Source organism: Amycolatopsis tucumanensis (assembly GCF_021654135.1).
GTDB classification, from domain to species: Bacteria; Actinomycetota; Actinomycetes; order Mycobacteriales; family Pseudonocardiaceae; genus Amycolatopsis_E; species Amycolatopsis_E tucumanensis.
This window is the reverse complement of sequence record NZ_JAKGSD010000049.1, coordinates 29,915-51,936: the sequence shown is the minus strand read 5'-3', so window position 1 is coordinate 51,936 and position 22,022 is coordinate 29,915. Positions and strand designations below refer to the sequence as shown.

At 71.7% G+C, this 22,022-nt stretch carries 17 protein-coding genes and 1 pseudogene; 10 read left to right on the top strand and 8 right to left on the bottom strand.

The genetic code is table 11. The features are described from left to right. Positions 1-14: 14 nt before the first annotated feature. From L2C96_RS34300 to L2C96_RS34275, 6 genes and pseudogenes are all read right to left on the bottom strand, one after another. Entirely contained in the window at positions 15-938 is a 924-nt protein-coding gene (locus L2C96_RS34300; protein WP_020420342.1) for an N-acetylmuramic acid 6-phosphate etherase, read from the bottom strand. Positions 939-961: 23 nt separating this feature from the next. Next, entirely contained in the window at positions 962-1,954 is a 993-nt protein-coding gene (locus tag L2C96_RS34295) for a MurR/RpiR family transcriptional regulator (RefSeq protein WP_027936206.1), read from the bottom strand. A gap of 416 nt (positions 1,955-2,370) precedes the next feature. Continuing rightward, positions 2,371-3,654 (bottom strand): annotated as a pseudogene (locus tag L2C96_RS34290) (serine hydrolase domain-containing protein); the annotation flags it as partial. A gap of 7 nt (positions 3,655-3,661) precedes the next feature. Beyond that, positions 3,662-4,933, bottom strand: coding sequence for an exo-beta-N-acetylmuramidase NamZ family protein (locus L2C96_RS34285; protein WP_272883642.1), 1,272 nt, complete (start codon positions 4,931-4,933; stop codon positions 3,662-3,664). Then, the gene (locus L2C96_RS34280; RefSeq protein ID WP_237339153.1) at positions 4,927-6,690 is read right to left on the bottom strand and encodes a glycoside hydrolase family 3 protein; all 1,764 of its coding nucleotides are present in this window, start codon (positions 6,688-6,690) and stop codon (positions 4,927-4,929) included. Before L2C96_RS34280 ends, L2C96_RS34285 begins: the two co-directional genes overlap by 7 nt. A gap of 521 nt (positions 6,691-7,211) precedes the next feature. Further along, on the bottom strand, positions 7,212-8,054 hold the full coding sequence (locus tag L2C96_RS34275; protein ID WP_237339152.1) for an HAD family hydrolase: 843 nt from the start codon (positions 8,052-8,054) through the stop codon (positions 7,212-7,214). Positions 8,055-8,499: 445 nt separating this feature from the next. Between L2C96_RS34275 and ssd the strand changes: the two genes are divergently transcribed. The 8 genes from ssd to L2C96_RS34235 all read left to right on the top strand — a co-directional run bounded on the left by ssd (position 8,500) and on the right by L2C96_RS34235 (position 15,076). Next, on the top strand, positions 8,500-9,573 hold the full coding sequence (gene ssd, locus L2C96_RS34270; RefSeq protein WP_020420348.1) for a septum site-determining protein Ssd: 1,074 nt from the start codon (positions 8,500-8,502) through the stop codon (positions 9,571-9,573). Next, entirely contained in the window at positions 9,570-10,733 is a 1,164-nt protein-coding gene (locus L2C96_RS34265) for a TadA family conjugal transfer-associated ATPase (RefSeq protein ID WP_237339151.1), read from the top strand. The genes ssd and L2C96_RS34265 overlap by 4 nt, the downstream gene beginning before the upstream one ends. A 104-nt stretch (positions 10,734-10,837) precedes the next feature. Further along, the gene (locus L2C96_RS34260) at positions 10,838-11,524 is read left to right on the top strand and encodes a type II secretion system F family protein (protein ID WP_237339150.1); all 687 of its coding nucleotides are present in this window, start codon (positions 10,838-10,840) and stop codon (positions 11,522-11,524) included. Positions 11,525-12,302: 778 nt separating this feature from the next. Next, positions 12,303-12,884: a type II secretion system F family protein gene (locus tag L2C96_RS34255; protein ID WP_027936569.1), complete on the top strand. Its 582-nt coding sequence runs from the start codon at positions 12,303-12,305 to the stop codon at positions 12,882-12,884. A 29-nt stretch (positions 12,885-12,913) separates the two neighbouring features. Beyond that, positions 12,914-13,150, top strand: a complete 237-nt coding sequence (locus tag L2C96_RS34250) for a DUF4244 domain-containing protein (protein WP_020422677.1) — start codon at positions 12,914-12,916, stop codon at positions 13,148-13,150. Further along, entirely contained in the window at positions 13,150-13,521 is a 372-nt protein-coding gene (locus L2C96_RS34245) for a TadE family type IV pilus minor pilin (protein ID WP_020422676.1), read from the top strand. Before L2C96_RS34250 ends, L2C96_RS34245 begins: the two co-directional genes overlap by 1 nt. Further along, positions 13,508-13,945: an Rv3654c family TadE-like protein gene (locus L2C96_RS34240; RefSeq protein WP_020422675.1), complete on the top strand. Its 438-nt coding sequence runs from the start codon at positions 13,508-13,510 to the stop codon at positions 13,943-13,945. The genes L2C96_RS34245 and L2C96_RS34240 overlap by 14 nt, the downstream gene beginning before the upstream one ends. Before the next feature lie 504 nt (positions 13,946-14,449). After that, a complete protein-coding gene (locus tag L2C96_RS34235) occupies positions 14,450-15,076 on the top strand; it encodes a bifunctional DNA primase/polymerase (RefSeq protein ID WP_020422674.1) in 627 nt (208 codons plus the stop codon). Here the strand turns inward: L2C96_RS34235 and sftH are convergent. Beyond that, a complete protein-coding gene (gene sftH, locus L2C96_RS34230) occupies positions 15,058-17,910 on the bottom strand; it encodes a DEAD/DEAH box helicase (RefSeq protein ID WP_372491297.1) in 2,853 nt (950 codons plus the stop codon). The genes L2C96_RS34235 and sftH overlap by 19 nt on opposite strands. 238 nt (positions 17,911-18,148) lie before the next feature. Between sftH and L2C96_RS34225 the strand changes: the two genes are divergently transcribed. Both L2C96_RS34225 and L2C96_RS34220 read left to right on the top strand, forming a co-directional pair. Beyond that, complete coding sequence (locus L2C96_RS34225; protein ID WP_020422672.1) at positions 18,149-20,443, top strand: sodium-translocating pyrophosphatase; 2,295 nt, start codon at positions 18,149-18,151, stop codon at positions 20,441-20,443. A 133-nt stretch (positions 20,444-20,576) separates the two neighbouring features. Then, complete coding sequence (locus L2C96_RS34220; RefSeq protein WP_237339149.1) at positions 20,577-21,173, top strand: hypothetical protein; 597 nt, start codon at positions 20,577-20,579, stop codon at positions 21,171-21,173. Here the strand turns inward: L2C96_RS34220 and L2C96_RS34215 are convergent. Continuing rightward, entirely contained in the window at positions 21,170-21,931 is a 762-nt protein-coding gene (locus tag L2C96_RS34215) for a MerR family transcriptional regulator (RefSeq protein WP_237339148.1), read from the bottom strand. The genes L2C96_RS34220 and L2C96_RS34215 overlap by 4 nt on opposite strands. Positions 21,932-22,022 lie beyond the last annotated feature (91 nt).

The following is a 22,022-nucleotide window of genomic DNA, read 5'->3' as shown; positions in this document are numbered from 1 at the left end:
GGGACTGCGCGACCTCAGGTCGTCGCGCAGGCGAGCAGCGCCTCCCGCACGTGCCCGCCGTTCGCGGCCAGCATGTCCGCCGCCGTCGCCGCGTCCACCCCGCACAGCAGGTGCACCAGCGCGACCTTCAAGTCACCGTTCGCCTCCGCCAGGGCCTCGGCGGCTTCCCGCTCGTCCGCGCCCGTCGCCTCGCTGAGGATGCGCAGCGTCCGGCCGCGCAGCTTCGCGTTGGTCGCGCGCAGGCTGACCATCAGGTTCGAGTAGGTCCGGCCGAGCTTGATCATCGTGGCAGTGGAGAACGCGGTCAGCAGGATCTTCTGCGCCGAGCCCGCCTTCATCCGCGTCGACCCCGCGATGACCTCCGGACCGGTGTCCACCGAGATGAACACGTCGACCCCGGACGGCCTGGCCGCACGCGCGTTGCCCGAAACCAGGCCGGTCGTCGCGCCCAGCCGCGCGGCCGCCTGCAGCGCGCCGATGACGAACGGGGTGCGGCCGGACGCGGTCAGGCCCAGCACGAAGTCGCCCGCCCGCACCGAAGCCGAGATCTCCGCGGCACCCGCGGCGGCGTCGTCCTCGGCGTTCTCGACCGCTTCGCGCAACGCCCGGTCGCCGCCCGCGTGGTGCGCGACGAACCAGTCGGCAGGCACGTTGAACGTCGGCACGAGCTCGGCGGCGTCCAGCGTCGCCAGACGGCCGGACGTGCCCGCGCCGACGTAGTGCACACGATGGCCGGTGCGCAGCGCCTCCACCGCATGATCGACCGCGTCCGCCAGCTCGGGCAGGACCTTGGCGACCGCATCGGGGACCCGGCGGTCCTCGTCGTTGATCATGGTCAGGATGCCGAGGGTCGACATCCGGTCGATCTCGGTGGTGCGGGGGTTGCGCTGCTCGGTCGGGGAATCGACGTGGACCACCTGACTCGGCACCGTCATCATGCGTCTCACCGTTTCCTTCGTGCTCACTTTCCGGTTTCTCGCGGCCGCCTCCGGCCGTCCGGTCGCACGCCGAGGCGGTGACCGCCGACGGCGTCGCGAGTGGCTTCCAGCGCGGCGGACGCGCTCTCCATGTGGTGCTGCGCGACGCCGATGAACAGGCAGTCGATGACCGTGAGCTGGGCGATCCGGCTCGCGGTCGCGCCCGAGCGGAAGGTCGTCTCGCGTGCGGCCGTGGTCAGCACGTAGTCGGCGACCTCGGTGATCGGCGAGCGCGGGAAGTTGGTCAGCGCCACCGTGGTCGCGCCGTGCTCGCGGGCCACCCGCAGCGCCTCGACGGTGTCGGTGGTCGCGCCGGTGTGGGAGACGCCGATCGCGACGTCGCCGGCGCCCAGCACGGCGGCCGAGGTCAGCATGATGTGCGTGTCCGACCAGGCGAAACACACGCGGCCGATGCGGTGCAGCTTCTGCTGCAGGTCGGCGGCGACGAACGCGCTCGCGCCGACGCCGTAGACGTCGGTGCGCCCGGCGTTCGCGAGCAGTTCGATCACGCGCTGCAGGGTCGCGATGTCGAGCTGGTCGGCGGTCTCCTCCACCGCGCGGGCGTCGGCGAAGCTGACCTTGCCGACCACTGCGGCCAGGTCGTCGTCCACGGCGATCTCGCCGCCCAGGTTGCGAGCCGATCGCGCCTCCGAGCGGGCGGTGTCGGCGGCCAGCGCGATCCGCAGCTGCGGGTACCCGCCGACCCCCACGGCCTTGCAGAACCGGGTCACCGTGGTTTCGCTGGTGTTCGCTGCGAGAGCCACCTCGGTGATCGACCGGCGCGCTACTGCAGACGGGTCATCGAGGACGACCTTGGCTACACGCTGTTCCGCCCTGGCCAGACCGGGCAGCAGCGACCGGATCCGGACCAGGGGACTGGTTTCGGACTCGCGTGCGACCGAACCGATCTCGCTCGGTGCCTGCCCCGTCACGGAATCGGTATCCGTTTCCGTGGGAAACTTACTAACCGTAGGCATTTGAGACAAGGTTACCCACATCCTTAGGGATGATCGCAACTCGCCCGCCCCTGCACGGCCGAGCTGCGGTGACTCAGTTGCCCGGAAAGTCGCCAACTACGTCGTGGTTGTTAACGTCATCAAGTTAACGACTTGGCAACTTCCGATGGTTCCCGAAACAGCCGACGATCGTCGGTGGCTCCCGCTCGCGTCTCAGTGATAGGGACTTCCCCGCCACGATGGTATGACGCGACTCTGCGCACTTTAAGTACGAATGGAGCAGCCGTCCGGTAACTGTTCGTGACGGACACGAGTGTCCGAAATTCGTTGGCGCTGGTTGGTGGCACACCACCCGGATGCACGGTGAGTGTCCGCTCGCCGAAAGATCACCTGTCCGGCCGCGGGTAATTCGGCCTACAGCCGGACCGGTTTCACCGCGCTTCGGCCAGCGAGCTCGCCCACTTCTCGCGGGCCGGGTTGATCGAACCCCAGTCGCGGGTCGGGTGAACGCGATTGGTCAGCAGGATCGCAAACGACCGGGACACCGGATCGATGACCAGCGACGTGCCGGTGAACCCGGTGTGGCCCGCGGTGGTGGGGGCGGACAGCGCTCCCATGTAGAACCGCTGGTCCAGCTCGAACCCGAGCCCGTGCGCGTGACCGGGGAAGGCCTGGTTGTAGTCGGTCAGCATGTCCCGCACGGTCTCCGGGCGCAGGATGCGGGCGTCCCGGTAGGCGCCGCCGTTGAGGATCGTCTGCGCGAGCACCGCCAGGTCCGGCGCGGTGGAGAAGATGCCGGCGTGACCGGACACCCCGCCCAGCGCCCACGCGTTCTCGTCGTGGACCTGGCTGCGCACCATGCCGCGTGGTGGATCCGCCTGGAACTCGGTGGCCGCGATCCGGCCGAGCTTCTCCGCGGGCGGGTTGAACGTCGTGTCGGTCATCCCGAGGGGCAGGGTGATCCGGTCCCGCACCACGACGTCGAGCGGCTGCCCGGCGATCCGCTCGACGAGGAAGCCGAGCGTCATCAGGTTGATGTCCGAGTAGAGGTACGTCGTGCCCGGCTCGTTCGTCAGCGGACTGTCGAGCACGGCCTTCCGCCGGGACGGGATGTCCGGGTAGCCCTCCCACAGGGACGGGCGCGGGTCGGCGGCCAGGCCAGAGGTGTGGGTGAGCAGCTGCCGCACGGTCACCTGCTGCTTCCCGTTCGCCGCGAACTCGGGCAGGTAGTCGGCGACCGGCCGGTCCAGGGCCACCTTGCCGTCCTCCACGAGCTGCATCACCGCGAGGGACGTGAACACCTTGGTGATCGAGGCCAGGTCGAAGATCGTGTCGGCGCGCACCGGCACCTGCTGGTCGGGCGGCAGCTCGGCGCCCGCGGCGTCGGCGTACCGGAGCGCCCCGCCGGTCGCGGTCTCCTCGACGATCACCCCGTCGTGCGCGAGGATTCCGGCCGCGCCGGAGAAGTGCGGGTGCCCGGAAACCGGATCCGGTTTGGCCCAGTCGCTCAGGAACTGCTCGGCGGCCAGCAGCGGCGCGGGATCGAGGCCCACCTCGCCGGGCGCGCCCGGGCGCAGCACCGTGTCGGCCGGTGCGAACTCGTACTGCGGACGGTCGATCCGCCCGGTGTGCGCCTGTTCGGTGATGGTGGTACTCGCTCCGGGGACGGTGAGGGCGGAAACGGTCAGCACCGCCGCGACCAGTAGTTTGCCCGTTCGCACGCCGGCCTCACCAGTAGAGCAGATGCGGCCGACGGCGGGCGGTGAACTCGTCGAGCTCCGCCTGCCAGGACCCGACGATCTCGTCCACCCCCGCCCCGCGGTCGACCATCGTGCGCAACCGGTCCGAGCCGGTGAGCTTGTCGATGCCGTTGTCCGCGCGCCAGGCGAAGAGGTCCGGGTGCAGCTTCTTGGCCGTGACCAGCATGGCCACCGCCGTGCGGATGGCGTCGAACGAGGCCGGGTCGGTGACCGTGAGCTGCACCCCGCCGCAGGTCTGGTTGACGAACTTGCCGAACGTCGGGACGAAGTAGGTCTCCCGGAACCGCACGCCCGCGAGCCCCAGCGCGGTCAGCTCGTCCCGCCAGCGCCAGTCGATGCCGGGGGCGCCGATGATCTCGAAGGGCCGCGTCGTGCCGCGTCCCTCGGAGAACACCGTGCCCTCGAACATGCCCGTGCCGGGGTAGACCAGCGCGGTGTCCGCGGTCGGCATGTTCGGGCTCGGTGGCGTCCAGGTCAGCCCGGTGCCGGCGAAGAAGATGTCCCGGCGCCACCCCTCGGTCTGCACCACCTGCAGGTCCGCCAGCCGCACCCCCTCGGCAGGCAGCAGCTCCGCGGCGAAGTACTTCGCCAGCTCGCCGACGGTCATGCCGTGCTGCTGCACGATCGGCTTGAGCCCGACCCCGGAGGCGAACTCCGGGCGCAGCATCGGGCCGTACGCCTTGCCGCCGATGGGGTTGGGCCGGTCCAGCACGACGAAGGCCGCGCCCGTGCGGCCCGCCGCGACCATCGCCGTGTACATCGACCAGATGTAGGTGTAGAAGCGGGCGCCGACATCGGCGATGTCGAACACCACCGTGTCCACGCCTGCCTTGGTGAACATCCCGGCCAGCTTCGCGGCGTCCGCGCCGTACGCGTCGTACACCGCGATGCCGGTGCGCGGGTCCGTGTAGTCGCCCTCCGAACCACCAGCCTGCGCGCTGCCCCGGAAACCGTGCTCCGGCCCGAAGGCGGCGACCGGCCGGACACCGGCGGCGATCATCGAGTCGACGATGTGGTCGCCGTTCTCCAGCACGCCCGTCGGGTTCGACAGCACGCCCACCTTGCGGCCGGCGAGCGAGCGCCAGCCCTGCCGGGCGAGGATGTCGGCTCCGGTCACGACCGGCCCCCGCGACGCGGCCGGCAACACGCGTGCCGGTTCCGCCAGCGCGGAGCCGCCGGTCAAGAGGGGTGTCGCGAGGGCGCCGGTGACCAGGAACCCGCGCCGGTTGAAGCTCACCATGTCAGTCCTGTGCCGAAGGGATACCGGATCTGCCCGGCGTCGTCGCCGGCCGGGATGTCGACGGGCAGCTTGCCCTGTGGCGAAATCTCGCCCGTCAGCACCTTGGCCAGCGAAGCCATCGTCACATCCCGCCAGTCGTACGTCGCCACCCAGGTCGGTACGTCGGCGTAGCCCGGGTCGTACGGTTCCTGGACGCTCACTGCGACGACCGGTTTCCCGGTCGCGAGCAGTTCACGCACAAGATCACCCTGAGCGGTGTCAGTGCGCAGCCCGTTGGTCAGCACGACGACGGTGTCCGCTTCGCCGGCGGCCGCCACCGCTTCGGCGATCTTCGCGGCGGTCGGCTTGGCGCCGGTCGAGACGGCCGTGCCGCCGAGCCGTTCGGCCAGTGCCCGGACCGGCTCCGCCGGGTAGCCGGGGTAGTTCGGGTTGTTCCAGCCGGTCACCAGGACCTTGCCCGGCTCGCGGCGGGGGAGCAGGCCGGCGTCGTTGCGGAGCACGGTGGTGGTGCGGTCGGTGATGGCCTGGATCTTCTCCCGGTTGGCCGGGCTGCCGACGACCTGCTTCACCGCCCGCGGGTTGACCAGCGGGCTCGCCACGATGCCGCGCTTGTCCTTGAGCTTCAGGATCCGCAGCACGCTCTGGTCGATCCGCTCCTCGGTCAGCCTGCCGCTCTTGACCGCGTCCAGCACGCTGTTGATGGCCAGCCCCAGGTCCGGCGGCATCAGCATCTGGTCGACCCCGGCTTCCAGTGCCAGCACCGGGATCTCCGCGTCGGTGTGCAGCTCGCGCACGCCGGCCATCTGCAGCGAGTCGGTCGCGACCACCCCGTCGTAGCGCAGCTCGTCCCGGAGGATGCCGGTCATGATCGGCTTCGACAGCGTCGCGGGCTCACCCGACGGGTCCAGGCTGGGCACGGTGATGTGCGCGGACATGATCACGTCGGCGCCCGCGTCGATCGCCGCCCGGAACGGCGGCAAGTCGATCTGCCGCCACTGTTCCTCCGTGCGGTTGATGACCGGCAGCCCGGTGTGGCTGTCGGTGGCCGCGTCGCCGTGACCGGGGAAGTGTTTGGCCGCCGCGGACACCGTCTCCGTCGCCGGCCCCGAGTTCTGGTAGCCGTCGACCTCCGCGGCGACCAGCTCGCCGGCCAGCGCCGGATCGGCGGAGAACGACCGCGAGCCGATGACCGGGTTGAGCGGGTTGGAGTTGACGTCCGCGTCGGGCGCGAAGTCCTGGTTGATGCCCATGGCCCGCAGCTCGTGGCCGTTCACCGTGGCGAGCGTCCGCGCGTCCGCGGCGCTGCGGCCCGCCCCGATGGCCATGCTGGACGGGAACTCCGTCGCGGGCGCGGCGATGCGCGTGACCCGGCCGCCCTCCTGGTCGGTCGAGACGATCAGCGGCACCTTCGCGCCCGACGACAGCGCGGCCTGCTGCAGCCCGTTCGAGAAGCGCGCGACCTGCGCCGGGTCGTCCACGTTGTCGGTGCCGGAGTTGTTGAAGTAGATGACACCGCCCGGGTGGTAGCGCTGGACGACCTCCGCGGCCGTGTCCACCCCGTACTTCTTCCGGTTGCCCTCGTCGGCCTGGCCGGCGGACTTGCCCCAGACGTCGGCGACGAAGAGCTGGCCGACCTTCTCCTCGAGCGACATCTTCCGCAGCGTCTGCTCGGCCCAGCCGTCCTGGCGGCCCGTTGCGGCGGAGGACGCGCCGACCGCGCTCACGCCGAGAACCCCCACGACGATCGCGGCAAGCACATGACTCCTCCGGCGCATCGCGAACCCTCCCCTGTGATGATCGCCGGCGGACGAGCCGGCATTGGGGGAAGCTACTCAGTCGCTCGGGACGAGGTCAACGACCGCCTTACTTTCGGAGGAGTCCGAAAGTGTCTTTCAGGTTCTGTCACTCTCGCGGGCTAATCCCTTGGACATAAAAATGCGCGGGCGCCGCCGGCGATGTGCCGGGCGGCGCCCGCCCGCGCGGACTGCTCAGGTGACCAAGCTGCAACTCGTGTCGTACCTACGGGGACTCGGCGTCCGGCGTCCCGGTACGCAGTCCCTCGACGACAAGCCTCCCGCGGCGCGCTGCGCGTGGGTGCCTGGAGTCCGCGCACGGAGGTTCTCGGGGAGGAACGAGACTCATCTTCGTCTCGCCCTGGGCCGAACAACGTCCGCACTTCACTTTGTACCCAGTGACCGCCGTCACTTCAAGGGGTCGGACGGGTGCACCGGTACAGACGCTCGATCCGGTGAGGCGGGCACCCTCAGCGACTAGACTTCTACGCTCCCCCACGGCGTTTGCGCGTCAGCCCGTACCAGGTCACCCCCGCCGCGGCGACCGCGCCGAGACCGAGTCCGACGGCCAGCGTCGCCGTCGACGGCGCCGGGAACCGGCTCCGCAGCGAGACCGGTTTGGTGAACTCGAGCACCGGCCAGCCGCGGTCGAGCGCGGTCCGGCGGAGCAGGCGGTCCGGGTTCACGGCGTGCGGCTTCCCGACCGTCTCCAGCAGCGGGACGTCGGTGCTGGAATCGGAATAGGCGTAACACTCGGCCAGGTCGTAACCGTTCTCCGCGGCCAATTGTTTCGCCGCCACCGCTTTCTGCTCGCCGTAGCAGTAGAAAGCGATTTCCCCGGAATAGCGACCGTCCACGACGGCCATTTTCGTCGCGACGCTGCCCGTCGCGCCGAGCATCGCCGCGATCGGCGTCACCACCTCGTCGCCCGCCGCCGACAGCACGATCACGTCGTGGCCCTCCGCCTTGTGCCACGCGATCAGCTCGGCGGCCTCGGAGTACACCAGCGGGTCGACGATGTCGTGCAACGTCTCGTTGACGATCGCCCGCACCTGGGCGACGTCCCAGCCCGTGCACAACGCGGAGATCTCGGCGCGCATCCGCTCGGTCCGGTCGGCGTCCGCGCCGGAGAGGGAGAAGACGAACTGCGCGTACGCGCTCTTCAGCGCCGCCCGCTTGCTGATCAGCCCCTCGCGCAGCAGCGGCTTGCTGAACGCCAGCGCGCTGGAGGAGGCGATGATCGTCTTGTCCAGGTCGAAGAAGGCCGCGACGCCGGTTCCGGTCGCGGCGCGCCGGTCGCCCGGCGGCGAGCTGGGAGGTTCTGCCACCGCTTCAGGATAGGAGTAGATCGTCGGCGGGGCGGTGAGGTGACCACGAACGGTGTCGCCCGGTCGGAAATTGGTTGCCCGCGGGGGAAATCGATTGCCGGTGCCGTTACCGAATTGTGGGTGTCGCGAGCGGCGTTGCGGGCCGCTCGGCGGAGTTACAGTGGACCGCATCCGGTGTTCCCACCGGCGGTTCAGTCCAACCCCCCGGGGCTGAACCCTCGGCGACCCCCGCCCCTCCCCCCTGGCGGGGGTCGCCCCTTTTCTTCGCGCGCGGGCGCGGATCCTGCCACAGCGCACCGACGATCCCGCTCTGCGGACCCGCCCCGGTCGCGAGTTGTCCACAAGACCCCAGTTGTCCACAGGTCCCGCCGGAGCTCCTTGTCGCGGCACGGCGCGAGCACGACGGTGGAGTCAGGTCAAACACCGATCACCGCTGGGGGCCGTCATGGAACACGCTCGTCCGCTCGTCATCGCCCACGACGAGGTCATGCTCGACGAAATCCTGCGGGTCGCCGCGGCTGTGGGCTGCGAGACGCAACGCGCGCCCGATCTGCTCGCCGCCCGGCCGCGGTGGCCGGACGCGCCGCTGGTGCTGGTCGACGAGCAGGCCGTCGACGGTGAAGTGGAGCTGCCGCGGCGCCCCGGCATCCTGCTGATCACCAAGGGCGCGCCGGATTCCCGTACGTGGCGGAGGGCTTTCCGCGCCGGCGTCGAAGGAGTCGTGTCGCTGCCGGAGGACGAGTCGGCGCTGGCGTCGGCGCTCGCCGACGTCGTCGACGGGCCGGGACTGCCGGGCGGGCGGATCATCGGCGTGCTGGGCGGCCGCGGCGGAGCCGGGGCGTCCGTCCTGGCGGCGGCCACCGCGCTGGTCGCGTGCCGCACCGATCCGGGCGGGCTGCTCGTGGACTGCGATTCGTTGTCCGGCGGGATCGACGCGTTGCTGGGAGCCGAGAACACGGAGGGTCTCCGCTGGCCCGAGCTGCGGCCCGGCGCCGGCCGGTTGTCGATGCCGGCGCTGCTGGAATCGCTGCCCGAGTTCCGGTACCGCGGCTTGCGGTTGCCGTTCCTGTCCTGCCACCGCAACGGCGACGGGCCGACGGGGCAGGGCGTCGCGGCGGTGATCGAGGCCGGGCGCCGGGCGGGCCGCACGGTGGTGTGCGATCTGCCGCGCCACCTCGACGGGCCCGGCCTCGCCGTCGTCGCCCGCGCCGACCTGGTGATCGTGGTGATCCCGGCCGAGATGCGCGCCTGCCTGGCCGCCCGCCGGGTGGTCAAGCAGCTGGGTGACCCGGCAGGCCGGGTCCGGCTCGTCGTCCGCGGGCCCGCGCCGGGCGACCTCGAGCCGAGCGTCGCGGCCGGCGCGATCGGGCTGCCACTGCTGACGTCGATGGCCGTCGAACGCCAACTGGACCGGGAGATCGAGCGCGGCAACTTCCTCCCGCGGCCGCGCGGCGCGCTGATGGAGACCGCGCGCCTCATCCTGGAGCAGTCGCAGTCGAAGCAGGTGCTGGCGGCATGAACAACGAACTGGTCGAGCGGGTCCGCCACCGGCTGGCCGGCGCCGGGGCCGGGACGGACCCGGCGACGGTGGCGGACGCGGTCCGCGCCGAAGCCGGGCGTCCGGTCGGGCACACGGAGGCGCTCGACGCGCTGCGGCTGATCCGGCAGGAGCTGGCCGGCGCCGGTCCGCTGGAACCGTTGCTCGCCCTGCCCGGCGTCACCGACGTGCTGGTCACCGGGCCCGACGACGTGTGGGTGGACGGGGCCGACGGGTTGCGCCGCGCCGAGGCCCACTTCTCGGGCGAGGAGGGAGTGCGCCGTCTCGCCCAGCGGCTCGCGTTGGCGGCCGGACGGCGGCTCGACGACGCCCAGCCCTATGTCGACGGCTGGCTGCCGGGGCTCGGGCCGCACGGCCGCGTCCGGCTGCACGCCGTGCTGCCGCCGATCGCCGCCGACGGCACCTGCATCTCGTTGCGGATCCTCCGTCCCGCCGTGCACGACCTCGCCGCGTTGCGCGAGCTGGGCACGTTCGGGGCCGAAGGCGCGGAGCTGGTCGAGTCGGTGGTCGCCGCCCGGCTGGCCTTCCTCGTCACCGGTGGCACCGGCGCGGGCAAGAGCACCCTGCTCGCCGCGATGCTCGGTGCGGTGTCCCCGGCCGAGCGGATCGTGTGCGTCGAGGACGCCGCCGAACTCCAGCCCGCGCACCCGCAGTTCGTGCGGCTGACCGCCCGGCCGCCCAACGTCGAGGGCGCGGGCGAGGTCGGCCTCCGGGACCTGGTGCGCCAAGCGCTGCGGATGCGACCCGACCGGCTCGTCGTCGGCGAGGTGCGTGGCCAGGAGGTGTGCGAGCTGCTCAATGCGTTGAACACCGGTCATGACGGCAGCGCTGGAACGTTGCACGCGAATTCGACGGCGGAGGTGCCTGCCCGGCTGGAAGCGCTTGCCGCGCTGGGTGGTCTGTCCCGCTCGGCATTGCACAGCCAGCTCGCGGCCGCCGTGCAGGTCGTCCTCCACATGCGCCGGTCGTCGTCGGGGCAGCGGGAACTGGCGGAGGTCGGCGTGCTGAGCCGGAGCGACAACGGGGACGTCCGGGTGCTTCCGGTGTGGCAGGACGGTGGATGGACCAAGCGGCGGGTGTTGTTCACCGCGTTGCTGCCCAGGGGAGGCCGGCCGTGCTGACCCACTCGCTGGCCTGCGCGGCCGCGGCCGCCTTGTGCTGGCCTCCGGTGCGGGGCTCGGCGGCGCGCCTGGGAGTACTTGCGCCGTCTCCGGGACGCCGCGGATTGCCGAAGCCGCGGAAGGCGTTCGCGTTCGGGTTGGTGCCGTTGCTGTTCGTCGTGCCGCCGATGGTGTGGGCGGCAGGGGCATTGCTCTGCTTGGCCGGCTGGCGCCAGTGGCACGCGCGCCGCCGGTCGAAGTCCGGTTTCGCGATGCGCCGGGCGATGGCCGAGGCGCTGCACGCGATGGTGGTGGACCTCCGGGCCGGCGCCACGCCCGCCCTGGCCGCCGAGTCCGCCGCAGCTGATGCACCTGGCCCGGTCGCCGAGATCCTCGACGCGGTGGCCGGCGCTGCCCGCCTTGGCGGGAACCTCGCCGAAACGTTGGCGACGGTCACCACGGCCGAACCACTGTCGGCAGCGCGGCGACGCTTGGTGCGGGCGTGGTCGCTGAGTCAACGCCACGGCCTCCCACTGGCCGATCTGCTCGACGCGGTCCGCCAGGACATCACGGCCGAGCTGCGGTTCACCAACCAGTCGGAGGCAGCAATGTCCGGCCCCCGCGCGAGCGCGACGGTCCTCGCCGCCCTGCCCGTGTTCGGCCTGCTGCTCGGCGAGGGCATGGGAGCCCACCCGACGCACATCCTGTTCGCCACCCCGAGCGGCAACGCCCTCCTCCTGCTCGGCACAGCACTGATCACCACCGGCGCCGCCTGGAGCGCCCACCTCACAAGACGAGGAGCCCCGCGATGAGCAAGCCCACGGCCCCATTGCTGCCGACAACACCCTCACCTCAACCGCTGCCGGTAACACCCTCACCTCAACCGCGCCAGCTCACTCCAGTTCGCAGCCCGCCCTCCAACGCCTCCGACACCCTGCTCGCCCCCGCGAGCGCCCACCTTTGCAGTCACAAAGGAGAAGCCCCGTGATGAGCACGCCCGCCCGCGCCTCGCGGCGCACACCAGCCGGAGCCGAGCCAGTTCCTCCCTCGTCGCGCCCGCCGTCCAACACCCCTGCTCGCCCTCCCCGCGAGCGGCCACCTCCGCAGTCACAAAGGAGAAGCCCCGCGATGAGCACGCCCGCCCCCGCCCCGCGGTCCACACCAGCCCGAGCCGAGCCAGTTCCCCCTCTTCGCGCCCGCCGTCCAACACCCCTGCTCGCCCTCCCCGCGAGCGGCCACTTCTGCAGTCACAAAGGAGAAGCCCCGCGATGAGCACGCCCGCCCCCGCCCCGCGGTCCACACCAGGCCGAGCCGAGCCAGTTCCCCCTCTTCGCGCCCGCCGTCCAGCACCCCTGCTTGCCCTCCCCGCGAGCGGCCACCTCGGCTGCCACAAAGGAGAAGCCCCGTGATGAGCACGCCCGCCCTCGCTTCGCTGCCGCCAACACTTCCACCCCGAGCCCAGTCAGTTGCCCACTTCGGCTCAACCCGCCCGATCACAGCAATTCCGCCCCGGCTTAATCCAGTGCTGATCCACCCCGGTTTGGTCCTGCCAGATCTGGTTGCTTCCCACACAGACCCAGAAGCCGCGCGATGAGTACAGCCGCCGTGGTGGTCGCGTTACTGGGCGCGGCACTTTTGACCTTCCCGGGCAGGCCGGTCGCAGGCCTGCGGTTGGCACACCTCTTCCCCTCGCCACGGTCGCCCACGCGCATTCGCCGTCGGCGGCCCAGGAGCGATCCCCTCGACCTCGCCGCTACCTGGGACCTGCTCGCGGCCTGCCTGCGCGCCGGGCAACCGGTGCCCGCCGCTCTCCGCGCCGTCACCGATGGCGTGGCGGGGCCGGAAGCGGACGCCCTTCGCGCCACCGCCGGTCTCCTCGAACTCGGCGCCGATGCGACCGAAGCGTGGGTGCCCGCGCTCGGTTGTGCCGGCACCGCCGAGTTCGCCCGCGCAGCCAAGCGGACCGCGCGCAGCGGAACCACCCTCGCCGACGCCGCCACCGACCTCGCCCGCGGAATCCGCGCCTCGCTCGGTGATCGCGCCGAGGCGCGGGCCCAGCGTGCGGGCGTGCTGATCGCCGGCCCGCTGGGGCTCTGCTTCCTCCCGGCCTTCGTGTGCCTCGGGGTCGTGCCGGTGGTCCTCGGCCTCGCCGGACGCCTCAACGTGTTCTGACCCTCCACAACAGACAAAGGAGATCTCCCATGTTGTTCCGCACCAAGCCCGCCGGCCGCCACGCAGCACCCGCCCGTCCGCGCTGGTGGCGTCGTTGGCTGCGCCCGGTGCTGGCCGCCGACGACGGAATGAGCACCGCCGAGTACGCGATCGGCACGATCGCCGCCGCGGCCTTCGGGGCGTTGCTGTACACCGTCGTCACCGGAGACTCGGTGGTCGGCGCCCTCACCGGGCTGGTCGAGCAGGCCCTCGCGGTGCAGTTCTGATGAAGACACGAGCCCGCGCCGGCCCTCCGGACCGCGGCGCGGTGACGGTCGAAGCGGCAATCGCGCTGTGCGCGCTGACCGTGGTGGTGGGACTGGTACTCGCGGGCTTCACGGCGGTGGCCGGTCAGCTCCGTTGCACCGACGCCGCCCGCGAGGCGGCGCGTCTCCTCGCCCGGGGCGAACCGCAACTGGCCGCGCAGGCGGTCGAGCAGATCGCCCCGCCGGGCGCGCAGCTCGCGGTGAAGTCCGAGGGGAACAGCATCACGGTCGAGGTGCGTGCCGCCCCGGCAGGCGGGCTCCTGCCCGGGCTCCACCTGGCGGCGAGCGCCTTCGCCGTCCTCGAGCCAGGAGCCGACGATGCCCCGCCCTGACCTGATGCGTCCGCGCGGGCCGGTCAGCTTCGGTCCAGGGGCGGTGGCTGTCCAACGGCCGACCCGGCTCCGGGCTGGCCCGGCCCAGGTCAGGGATCCGCACGGGCGGGACCGGGGCGCGGCGACCGTCTGGGCCGCGTGCGCCATCGCCGGCCTGGTGGTCGTCGCGGGGTTGTTGTGGGGGCTCGGCACGGCAGCGATCGCGCGGCACCGTGCTGCCGGGGCGGCCGACCTCGCTGCTCTCGCGGCTGCTGGTCAGGCCGCCGACGGGACCGAGGTCGCCTGCGGGCAGGCACTGTGGGTCGCCGAGCGGATGGGCGCCCGGGTGGTCAGTTGCCGCTTCGAGGGGTGGGACGCGCTCGTCGAGGTGGTCGTCGACACCGGGCTCGGGCCGGCGGCCGGTCGAGCCCGTGCCGGTCCCTGAGGGGGCGGGGTCCTGGCGGTGGGGCAGGTGCCGGCCGTCCGCCGGGACCTTGCCGGTCCCTTGAGTCGCATCGCCCCGGCAGGCTGGTCGACGGACGGCCGCCCGCTGGAGGTCGGCCCGGGAGGACTGCCCCGTGCTGGGGCTGCGACGAACGGTCGGTTCCGCGGCGAACGGTAGGTGCGCCGGCGGAGGTTGGGCGGTCGCCCTCGCGCGCCGAGCGGTCACGGGCGGTGGCGGCGGCAACTGGCGCCCGAGGTCGGAAACCGTTGGTATGCAGGAGAAACGTGTGCTGGAGATCACGATTTACGAGCGGCGCCGTCAACCGCTCGTCGTCGGTAGGCAGTGGCCGAGCGGCGTTCGGCCGCGCCGAGCAGGGGATCGTCGCTCGTCGCCCGGGAGCAGCCGGTTGTCGCGCGGCGGGTTCCGGCACTTTGCAACTTGCCGTTTATTGGGAACCAGACAGCCACCGCGAGCGGTGGAACAAGCAAGGAGTTGTGGACGGAAATGTTGGACACGGATTGGTCGGACAGCTGGCGGGGCGCCTTCCGCATCGAGCTACGCGCGGAGGCCATCGGTCTCGCCTGGCACGGGTGGCCGGTGCTGCCCGGCACCTTTCCGGCGCAGGCGGACGCCGAGGGCTCCTGGACCGGCCCGGTGCCCGTCCACGAGGACTGGGCCGACCGGCTCGACGCCCACCCCAACGAGGTGGCCGGCTGGTGGACCGGACAGCCCTACAGCCTGCTCGTCGCGACCGGCACCGTGCTGGACGCCGTCGAGGTCCCCGATGAACTGGGCAAGCGTGCCGCCCGCCTGCTCCGCGCGACCGGCCACCCCGCGCCGATCGTCGCGACGCCCGACGGCCGCTGGCTGTTCCTGACCACGGTCGCCGACCGCATTCCGGAGGAGCTCGCCACCGACGGCGAGGTCCGCTGGCACGGTCAGGGCAGCTGGATCCCGCTCCCGCCCACGCCGTTCCAGCACGGCGTCGTGCACTGGCGGGTCAAGCCGGATGTGTGGAGCTGGCGGCTGCCGTCCGCCGACGCCGTGCACTCGGTGCTCGCCCGCGCTCTCGACCAGCGAGGTTCCGACCGGACCGCACTCGTCGGCGCCGGTCAGTTCGCCGCAGCCTGAGCCACCCCGTGGTCGTGCCGGGCACTGTGAAAACTCACCGCCCCGAGCACGGTTTCCAGCACGGCCACCGCCCCCGCCTTGTCCAGTGGGTCGTTACCGTTCCCGCACTTCGGTGACTGCACACAGGACGGGCATCCCGCCGGGCACTCGCAGGAGAGAATGGCCTCCCGCGTAGCGGCCAGCCACGGGACAACAGCAGCGAAACCGCGATCGGCGAATCCCGCGCCTCCGGGATGGCCGTCGTGCACGAACACCGTCGCCTCCCCGGTGTCAGCGTGCAAAGCGGTTGAGACGCCGCCGATGTCCCACCGGTCGCACGTAGCGAACAGCGGTAGCAGGCCGATCGCCGCGTGCTCGGCGGCGTGCAGGGCGCCGGGGATGCGCGCCGGATCCAGACCGGCGCCCCCCGGCGCCCCGCCGACTCCAAGCGGGCCACCGCTTCCAGACGCTCGGTCGGTGCCAAGCGCACCGTCAGCTCCGGGCGCCTGCCTGGCTCCGGGTGGCTGGCTGGCTCCGGGTGGCTGGCTGGCTCCGGGTGGCTGGCTGGCTCCGGGTGGCTGACTGGCGCCGGGTGGCTGGCTGACTTCAGATGGGTGACTGGCTTCGGGTGGCTGGCTCGCCCCGGACGGGGCGTCGGTTCCAGGCGCCTGGTCAGCTCGAAGGGGGCCGTCGGCTCTGGGCGGCCGGCTGGCCTCGAGTGGGCCGCGGATTTGGGAAGGCTGGCCGGCTTCACCCGGGCTGGTGGCTCCGGTAGGGCTACCCGCTTCTCGTGGTCCGCTGGCTCCGGACGTTCCGGTGGATTCCAGCGGCGCGGTGGCTGTCAGTGAACCTGTGGATTCCAGAGGTGCGGGGGCCGTGCGCCTGTCGCCTGCAGGAGCGGCTCCCGAAGCGCGAGGGGCCTCCAGCAGTTCCGGGCTGATCGTGTACCACACGGCTCGCGTCTCGAGTGTCTGCGCGGGCAGGTCCAGAGCCACCTGGTCCAGGACCTCGCCGGACGGGCGGCGTCTCAGGTAGCCGACCACCTGCGAGGTCACCGCGACCTCGCCCAGGCACACGCTCACCCCGCCGTAGTCGAGCCGCTCCTGGGTGCTCAGCACCGTAATATCGGCGACCTCCCGGGCCGATGTCGTCCACTCCGGATCTTCCGCGTGCACCAGCGCGATCCCGGACTCCAGGTCCAGCTCGTCCACCACGTACGACGAACCCTGGTGCAGGTACACCGCGCCCGGGTGCACCGTCGTGCACGCCGAGCCCGGGTCGACCGTTCCCAGCAGCCTCGACGTGTCCGCCTCCACCACCGCGATCTGCTCGCCGCCCGAACCGCGGATGTCCACCTCGTAGTGGGGGCGGTCCCGGGACGTCCAGTACCAGCCGCTCGGCCGCCTCCTCAGCAGCCTGTCCGCCACCAGCCTGTCCAGCACCTCACGCGCCGCCGCGCCGCCGAACGTGTCCAGCTCTCCCGTGGTCAGCGGCAGCTCCGCCGCGGCGCACGCCAGCTGCGGCGCCAGCACGTACGGGTTCGACGGGTCCAGTACCGCCGTCTCCACCGGCCGCTCCAGCACTGCCGCCGGGTGGTGCACCAGGTACGTGTCCAGCGGATCGTCCCGCGCCACGAACACCACCAGCGCGTCATCACCCGACCGGCCCGCCCGGCCCGCCTGCTGCCAGAACGACGCCAGCGTGCCCGGATACCCCGCCAGCACCACCGCGTCCAGCCCCGCGATGTCCAGACCCAGCTCGAGCGCGTTCGTCGTCGCCACGCCCTTGAGCTCGCCCGACAGCAGGGCGCGCTCCAGCGCCCGCCGCTCCTCCGGCAGGAACCCCGCCCGGTACGCCGCCACCTGCGACGGCAACTCGCTGTCCACTTCGGACAACAACCGCCGGGCGCCGAGCGCCGTCAGCTCCGCGCCCCGCCGCGACCGCACGAACGCCAGCGTCCGCGCCCCCTCCACGACCAGCTCCGCCAGGATCCGGCTCGCCTCCGCGCCCGCCGACCGGCGCACCGGCGCACCGTTCTCACCCCGGTGGTCCTCCACCAGCGGCGGCTCCCACAACGCCACCGTCCGCGCCCCGCGCGGCGACGCGTCCTCGACCACCGGCACGCAGTCCTCGCCCACCAGACGGCACGCGAACTCGCCCGGCTCCGCCGTCGTCGCCGACGCGAGGATGAACACCGGCGACGAACCGTAGTGCCGCGCCACCCGCTGCAGCCGCCGCAGCAGCAGCGCGACGTGCGACCCGAACACGCCCCGGTAGCTGTGGCACTCGTCGATCACGACGTAGGCGAGCTTGCGGAACAACCGCGCCCACCGCGAGTGCGCGGCCAGGATGCCGCGGTGCAGCATGTCCGGGTTCGTGAACACCCACCGCGCGTGCGCCCGCACCCAGTCGCGCTCCGCCATCGGGGTGTCACCGTCATACGACGCCGCCCGCACGCCCGGAACGTCCAAAGCGGACACCGACTGCAGCTGGTCGGCGCCCAGCGCCTTCGTCGGCGACAGGTACAGCGCGGTCGCCTTGTCGTCAGCGGCCAGCGCCGACAGCACCGGCAGCTGGTAGCACAGCGATTTGCCGGACGCCGTGCCCGTCGACACCACGACGTGCCGCCCCTCGAAGGCCAGCGACGCCGCCTCCGACTGGTGCGCCCACGGCCGCTCCACCCCGCCCGAGCGCAGGGCCGCCACCACCCGCGGGTCCGCCCACGAGGGCCACTCGGTGTGCCGCGCCTCGCGGGCGGGCAGGTCGGCCACGTGGGTCACCGGGTTCTCCCGGATCCCGGCGGTGACCCGGTGCAGCAACCGCCGCGCGCGCTCGGTTCCCGCAACCACATCCACGCGTTCCAGCTTCGCACACGTGTACGACAGAACCGTTCTCGTGTGAAAAGATCATGAACCGTGAGCAGGCTCACATGCACCGAGCGTGATCGTTACGGGACGCCCTGACCGCGCCGGATCCATTACCAATACACTCCCCGCAACCGGCACCACTTGTGGTGTAGATCCCATGCCAGCGTCGGCACGGCTTCCCCTAGGCGGGCTGTCACTGGCGACAGGAACGTTTCCAGGAGGACGGATGTCCCGGCAGACCCTCGCGGAGGGCCTCGAGTTTTCCGGAGGTGACTACGGCATCGCGGCCGTCGTCGCCGTCATCGCCCTGGCCGCTCTGGTCATCGGCTGGTTCCTGCTCAAGGAGGTGCTGGCCGCCGGCCAGGGCACCACGAAGATGCAGGACATCGCCAAGGCCGTGCAGGAAGGGGCGGCCGCGTATCTGAAGCGGCAGCGCAACACCCTCTCGATCTTCGGGGTCGTGGTGTTCCTGCTGCTCCTCGCGCTCCCGGCGGAGGACTGGAACGAGCGCATCGGCCGCTCGCTGTTCTTCCTCGTCGGCGCGGTGTTCTCGTTCCTCATCGGCTACACCGGCATGTGGCTGGCGACGCGGGCCAACCTGCGGGTCGCCGCCGCCTCCCGCGAGCCGGGCGGCCGGGAGAAGGCGATGCGCGCCGCGTTCCGCACCGGCGGCGCGGTCGGCATGTTCACCGTCGGCCTCGGCCTGTTCGGCGCCGCGGTCGTCGTGCTCGTCTACACCGGCCAGGCGCCGAAGGTGCTCGAGGGCTTCGGCTTCGGCGCCGCGCTGATCGCGATGTTCATGCGTGTCGGCGGCGGCATCTTCACCAAGGCGGCCGACGTGGGCGCGGACCTGGTCGGCAAGGTCGAGCAGAACATCCCGGAGGACGACCCGCGCAACGCGGCCACCATCGCCGACAACGTCGGCGACAACGTGGGTGACTGCGCCGGCATGGCGGCCGACCTCTTCGAGTCCTACGCGGTGACCCTGGTCGCCGCGCTGATCCTCGGCAGCACCGCGTTCGGCGTGGACGGCCTGCTGTTCCCGCTGATCGTGCCCGCCATCGGTGTCATCACCGCGGTCATCGGCGTCTACATCACGCGTGCCCGCTCCGGTGAGAACGGCCTGGTCACGATCAACCGCTCGTTCTACATCTCGGCCGCCATCTCGGCGGTGCTGTGCGCGGTCGCCGCGTTCGTCTACCTGCCCGGCTCGTTCGCCGAGTTCGGCCCGGACCAGGCGGGCATCGAGGGCAACCCGGCGCTCATCGCGTTCGTCGCCGTGATCATCGGCATCGTGCTGGCCGGCGTGATCCTGAAGCTGACCGGCTTCTACACCGGCACCGAGCACGGCCCGGTGAAGAACGTCGGGGAGACCTCGCGGACCGGCGCCGCGACCGTCATCCTGTCCGGCATCTCGGTCGGTTTCGAGTCGGCCGTCTACACCGCGCTGGTGATCGGCGCGGCGGTGTTCGGCGCCTACCTGCTGGGCGGCACGATCGCGCTGTTCGCGGTCGCGCTCGCCGGCACCGGCCTGCTGACCACGGTCGGCGTCATCGTCGCGATGGACACCTTCGGCCCGGTCTCGGACAACGCGCAGGGCATCGCGGAGATGTCCGGCGAGGTCGACGAGGACGCGGCGCAGATCCTGACCGAGCTGGACGCGGTCGGCAACACCACCAAGGCGATCACCAAGGGCATCGCGATCGCGACCGCCGTGCTGGCGGCGACCGCGCTGTTCGGTTCGTACCAGGACTCGATCTCCAAGGCGCTGGCCGACATCGGTGAGTCCGCCGCGGGCGTGAAGTCGTTCGTGGACACGATCGTCAGCCCGAACACGCTGGTCGGCGTGATCATCGGCGCCGCGGTGGTCTTCCTGTTCTCCGGTCTCGCGGTCAACGCCGTGTCCCGTGCCGCCGGCGCGGTGGTGTACGAGGTGCGCCGCCAGTTCCGGGACATCCCGGGGATCATGGAGGGCACCACGCGGCCCGAGTACGGCAAGGTCGTCGACATCGTCACCCGCGACTCGCTGCGTGAGCTGGCCACCCCGGGTCTGCTCGCGGTGTTCGCCCCGATCGCCGTCGGCTTCGGCCTCGGCACCGGTGCGCTCGCCGGGTACCTGGCGGGCGCGATCGCGACCGGCACGCTGATGGCGATCTTCCTGGCCAACTCCGGTGGCGCCTGGGACAACGCGAAGAAGCTGGTCGAGGACGGCCACCACGGCGGCAAGGGCTCCGAGGCGCACGCCGCGACGGTCATCGGCGACACCGTCGGCGACCCGTTCAAGGACACCGCGGGCCCGGCGATCAACCCGCTGATCAAGGTGATGAACCTGGTCTCGGTGCTGATCGCGCCCGCCGTGGTGCAGTTCTCGATCGGGCCGGACGCCTCCGCCGGCGTGCGGATCGCGATCTCGCTGGTCGCGGTGGCGATCATCATCGCCGCGATCGTGGTGTCGAAGCGGCGCGCGAGCGTCATGACGGAGACGCCGAGCGAGGACGCCACCCCCGCGAAGACGGCCTGACAAGTCGAAAAGGCCGGGTTCGTCGCGCACGGAGCGTGACGAACCCGGCCTTTTCCATGCCCGGCGGTTGCGATCCGCAATCGTCTCGGTACCGTCGGGAAAGAGCTTCACGTCGGCAGCTGGAGGTGTGTGGGTGCGGCCCGGGAAGTCGGTGTTCCTGGTGGTGCTGACCGGGCTCTGCGTGGGCCTCTCCGGATGCGGCCAGCAACCCGCGAGAAACGTCGAGCCGGGCGGCCCCGGCCTGTCCCGGGAGCAGGTCCAGCTGCAGGACGCCGCCACCCGGTGGGCCGACGACTACTGCGTCGCGGTCGGCTCGCTGGTCCAGGGGCTGGCGACGATGCCGAGCGTGGACCCGAGCAGCCCGCAACGCGCTGTGCGCACGTCGAGCGAACTGCTCGGGTCGGTGATCGGCGGACTGGACCGCGCGCTGGACGGGCTCGGCAAGCTGCCGCCGTCCCCGGTGCCGGGCGGCGACCAGGTGCGGGCCCAGGCCGTGACCGACTTCCAGGGCGTGCGGGACCGCGCCTCCGCCGCCCAGCAGCGGCTCGATTCCACCGACGCGAGCGAGATCGACGAGGCCACGCTCGGGCAGGCGCACGGCCCGCTGGACGAGGTGTCCCGCCTCGACCTGCTGAACCGCTTCGACGCCGTGCCCGAGCTGGCCACCGCGATCGCGCACGCCCCGGTGTGCCAGCAGCTCACGGTGCAGGTGACCGCCGCGCCCCGCTAGCTCATCCGGGCGCGGGCGTACGCGGCCATCGCGTCGCGCAGGTACTCGGCGAGACCCGGGTGGATCGCCTCGTAGACGCCCCGGAAGCGCTCGTCGTCGCTGTACAGCCGGCCGAGGCCGGTGTAGGACTCGGCGTCCGGCGTCCAGAAGTTCTCCAGCCAGGCGCGGTGCGCCGCGACCGCGTCGAGCGCGCGCTCGTCGTCGGCCGGGACGCCCTCGCGGGCCAGCTCGGCCAGCCGCTCGGCCGCCTCGGCGCCCTGCCGCTTGACGGCGTCCCACTTCTCGGCCGGCCAGCGCTTGCTCCGCTCGTGCGACTGCACGGCACTCTCACCCCACCGTTCGACCGCTTCCTGCGCGAGCCACTTCGCCTTCTCCGAGTGCGGCGAAAACCCCTCGAACAGTTCCTTGGCGGACATGTGTTCCCCTCCTTCCAGTTCTTCGATGGTCCGGGCGACGGTGTCGGCGAGCCGGTCCAGCCGATCGCGCTCCGCCAGCAGCCATTTCCGGTGCAGCCGCAGGGCTTCGGCCTTGGACACGGATCCGTCGAGGACCTCCGCGATCGTGTCCAGGCCGAGGCCCAGCTCCCGCAGCAGCAGGATCTGCTGCAGCCGGATGAGCTGTTCCCGCTGGTAGTAGCGCCTCCCGCTGGTGTCGGCGAAGGCCGGTGGCAGCAGGCCGATGTCGTCGTAGTGCCGCAGGGTCCGGGAGGTCACCCCGGAGGCCTTCGACACCTGGACGATCGACAGCGGTTCGTCCATCTCGTCTCCATCCTCGCCCGTGAAAACCACGGTAGAGCTTGACGTTGCGTCAACTTCAAGAACTTTTTCCGCGCGACGACTCGCGGGAAAT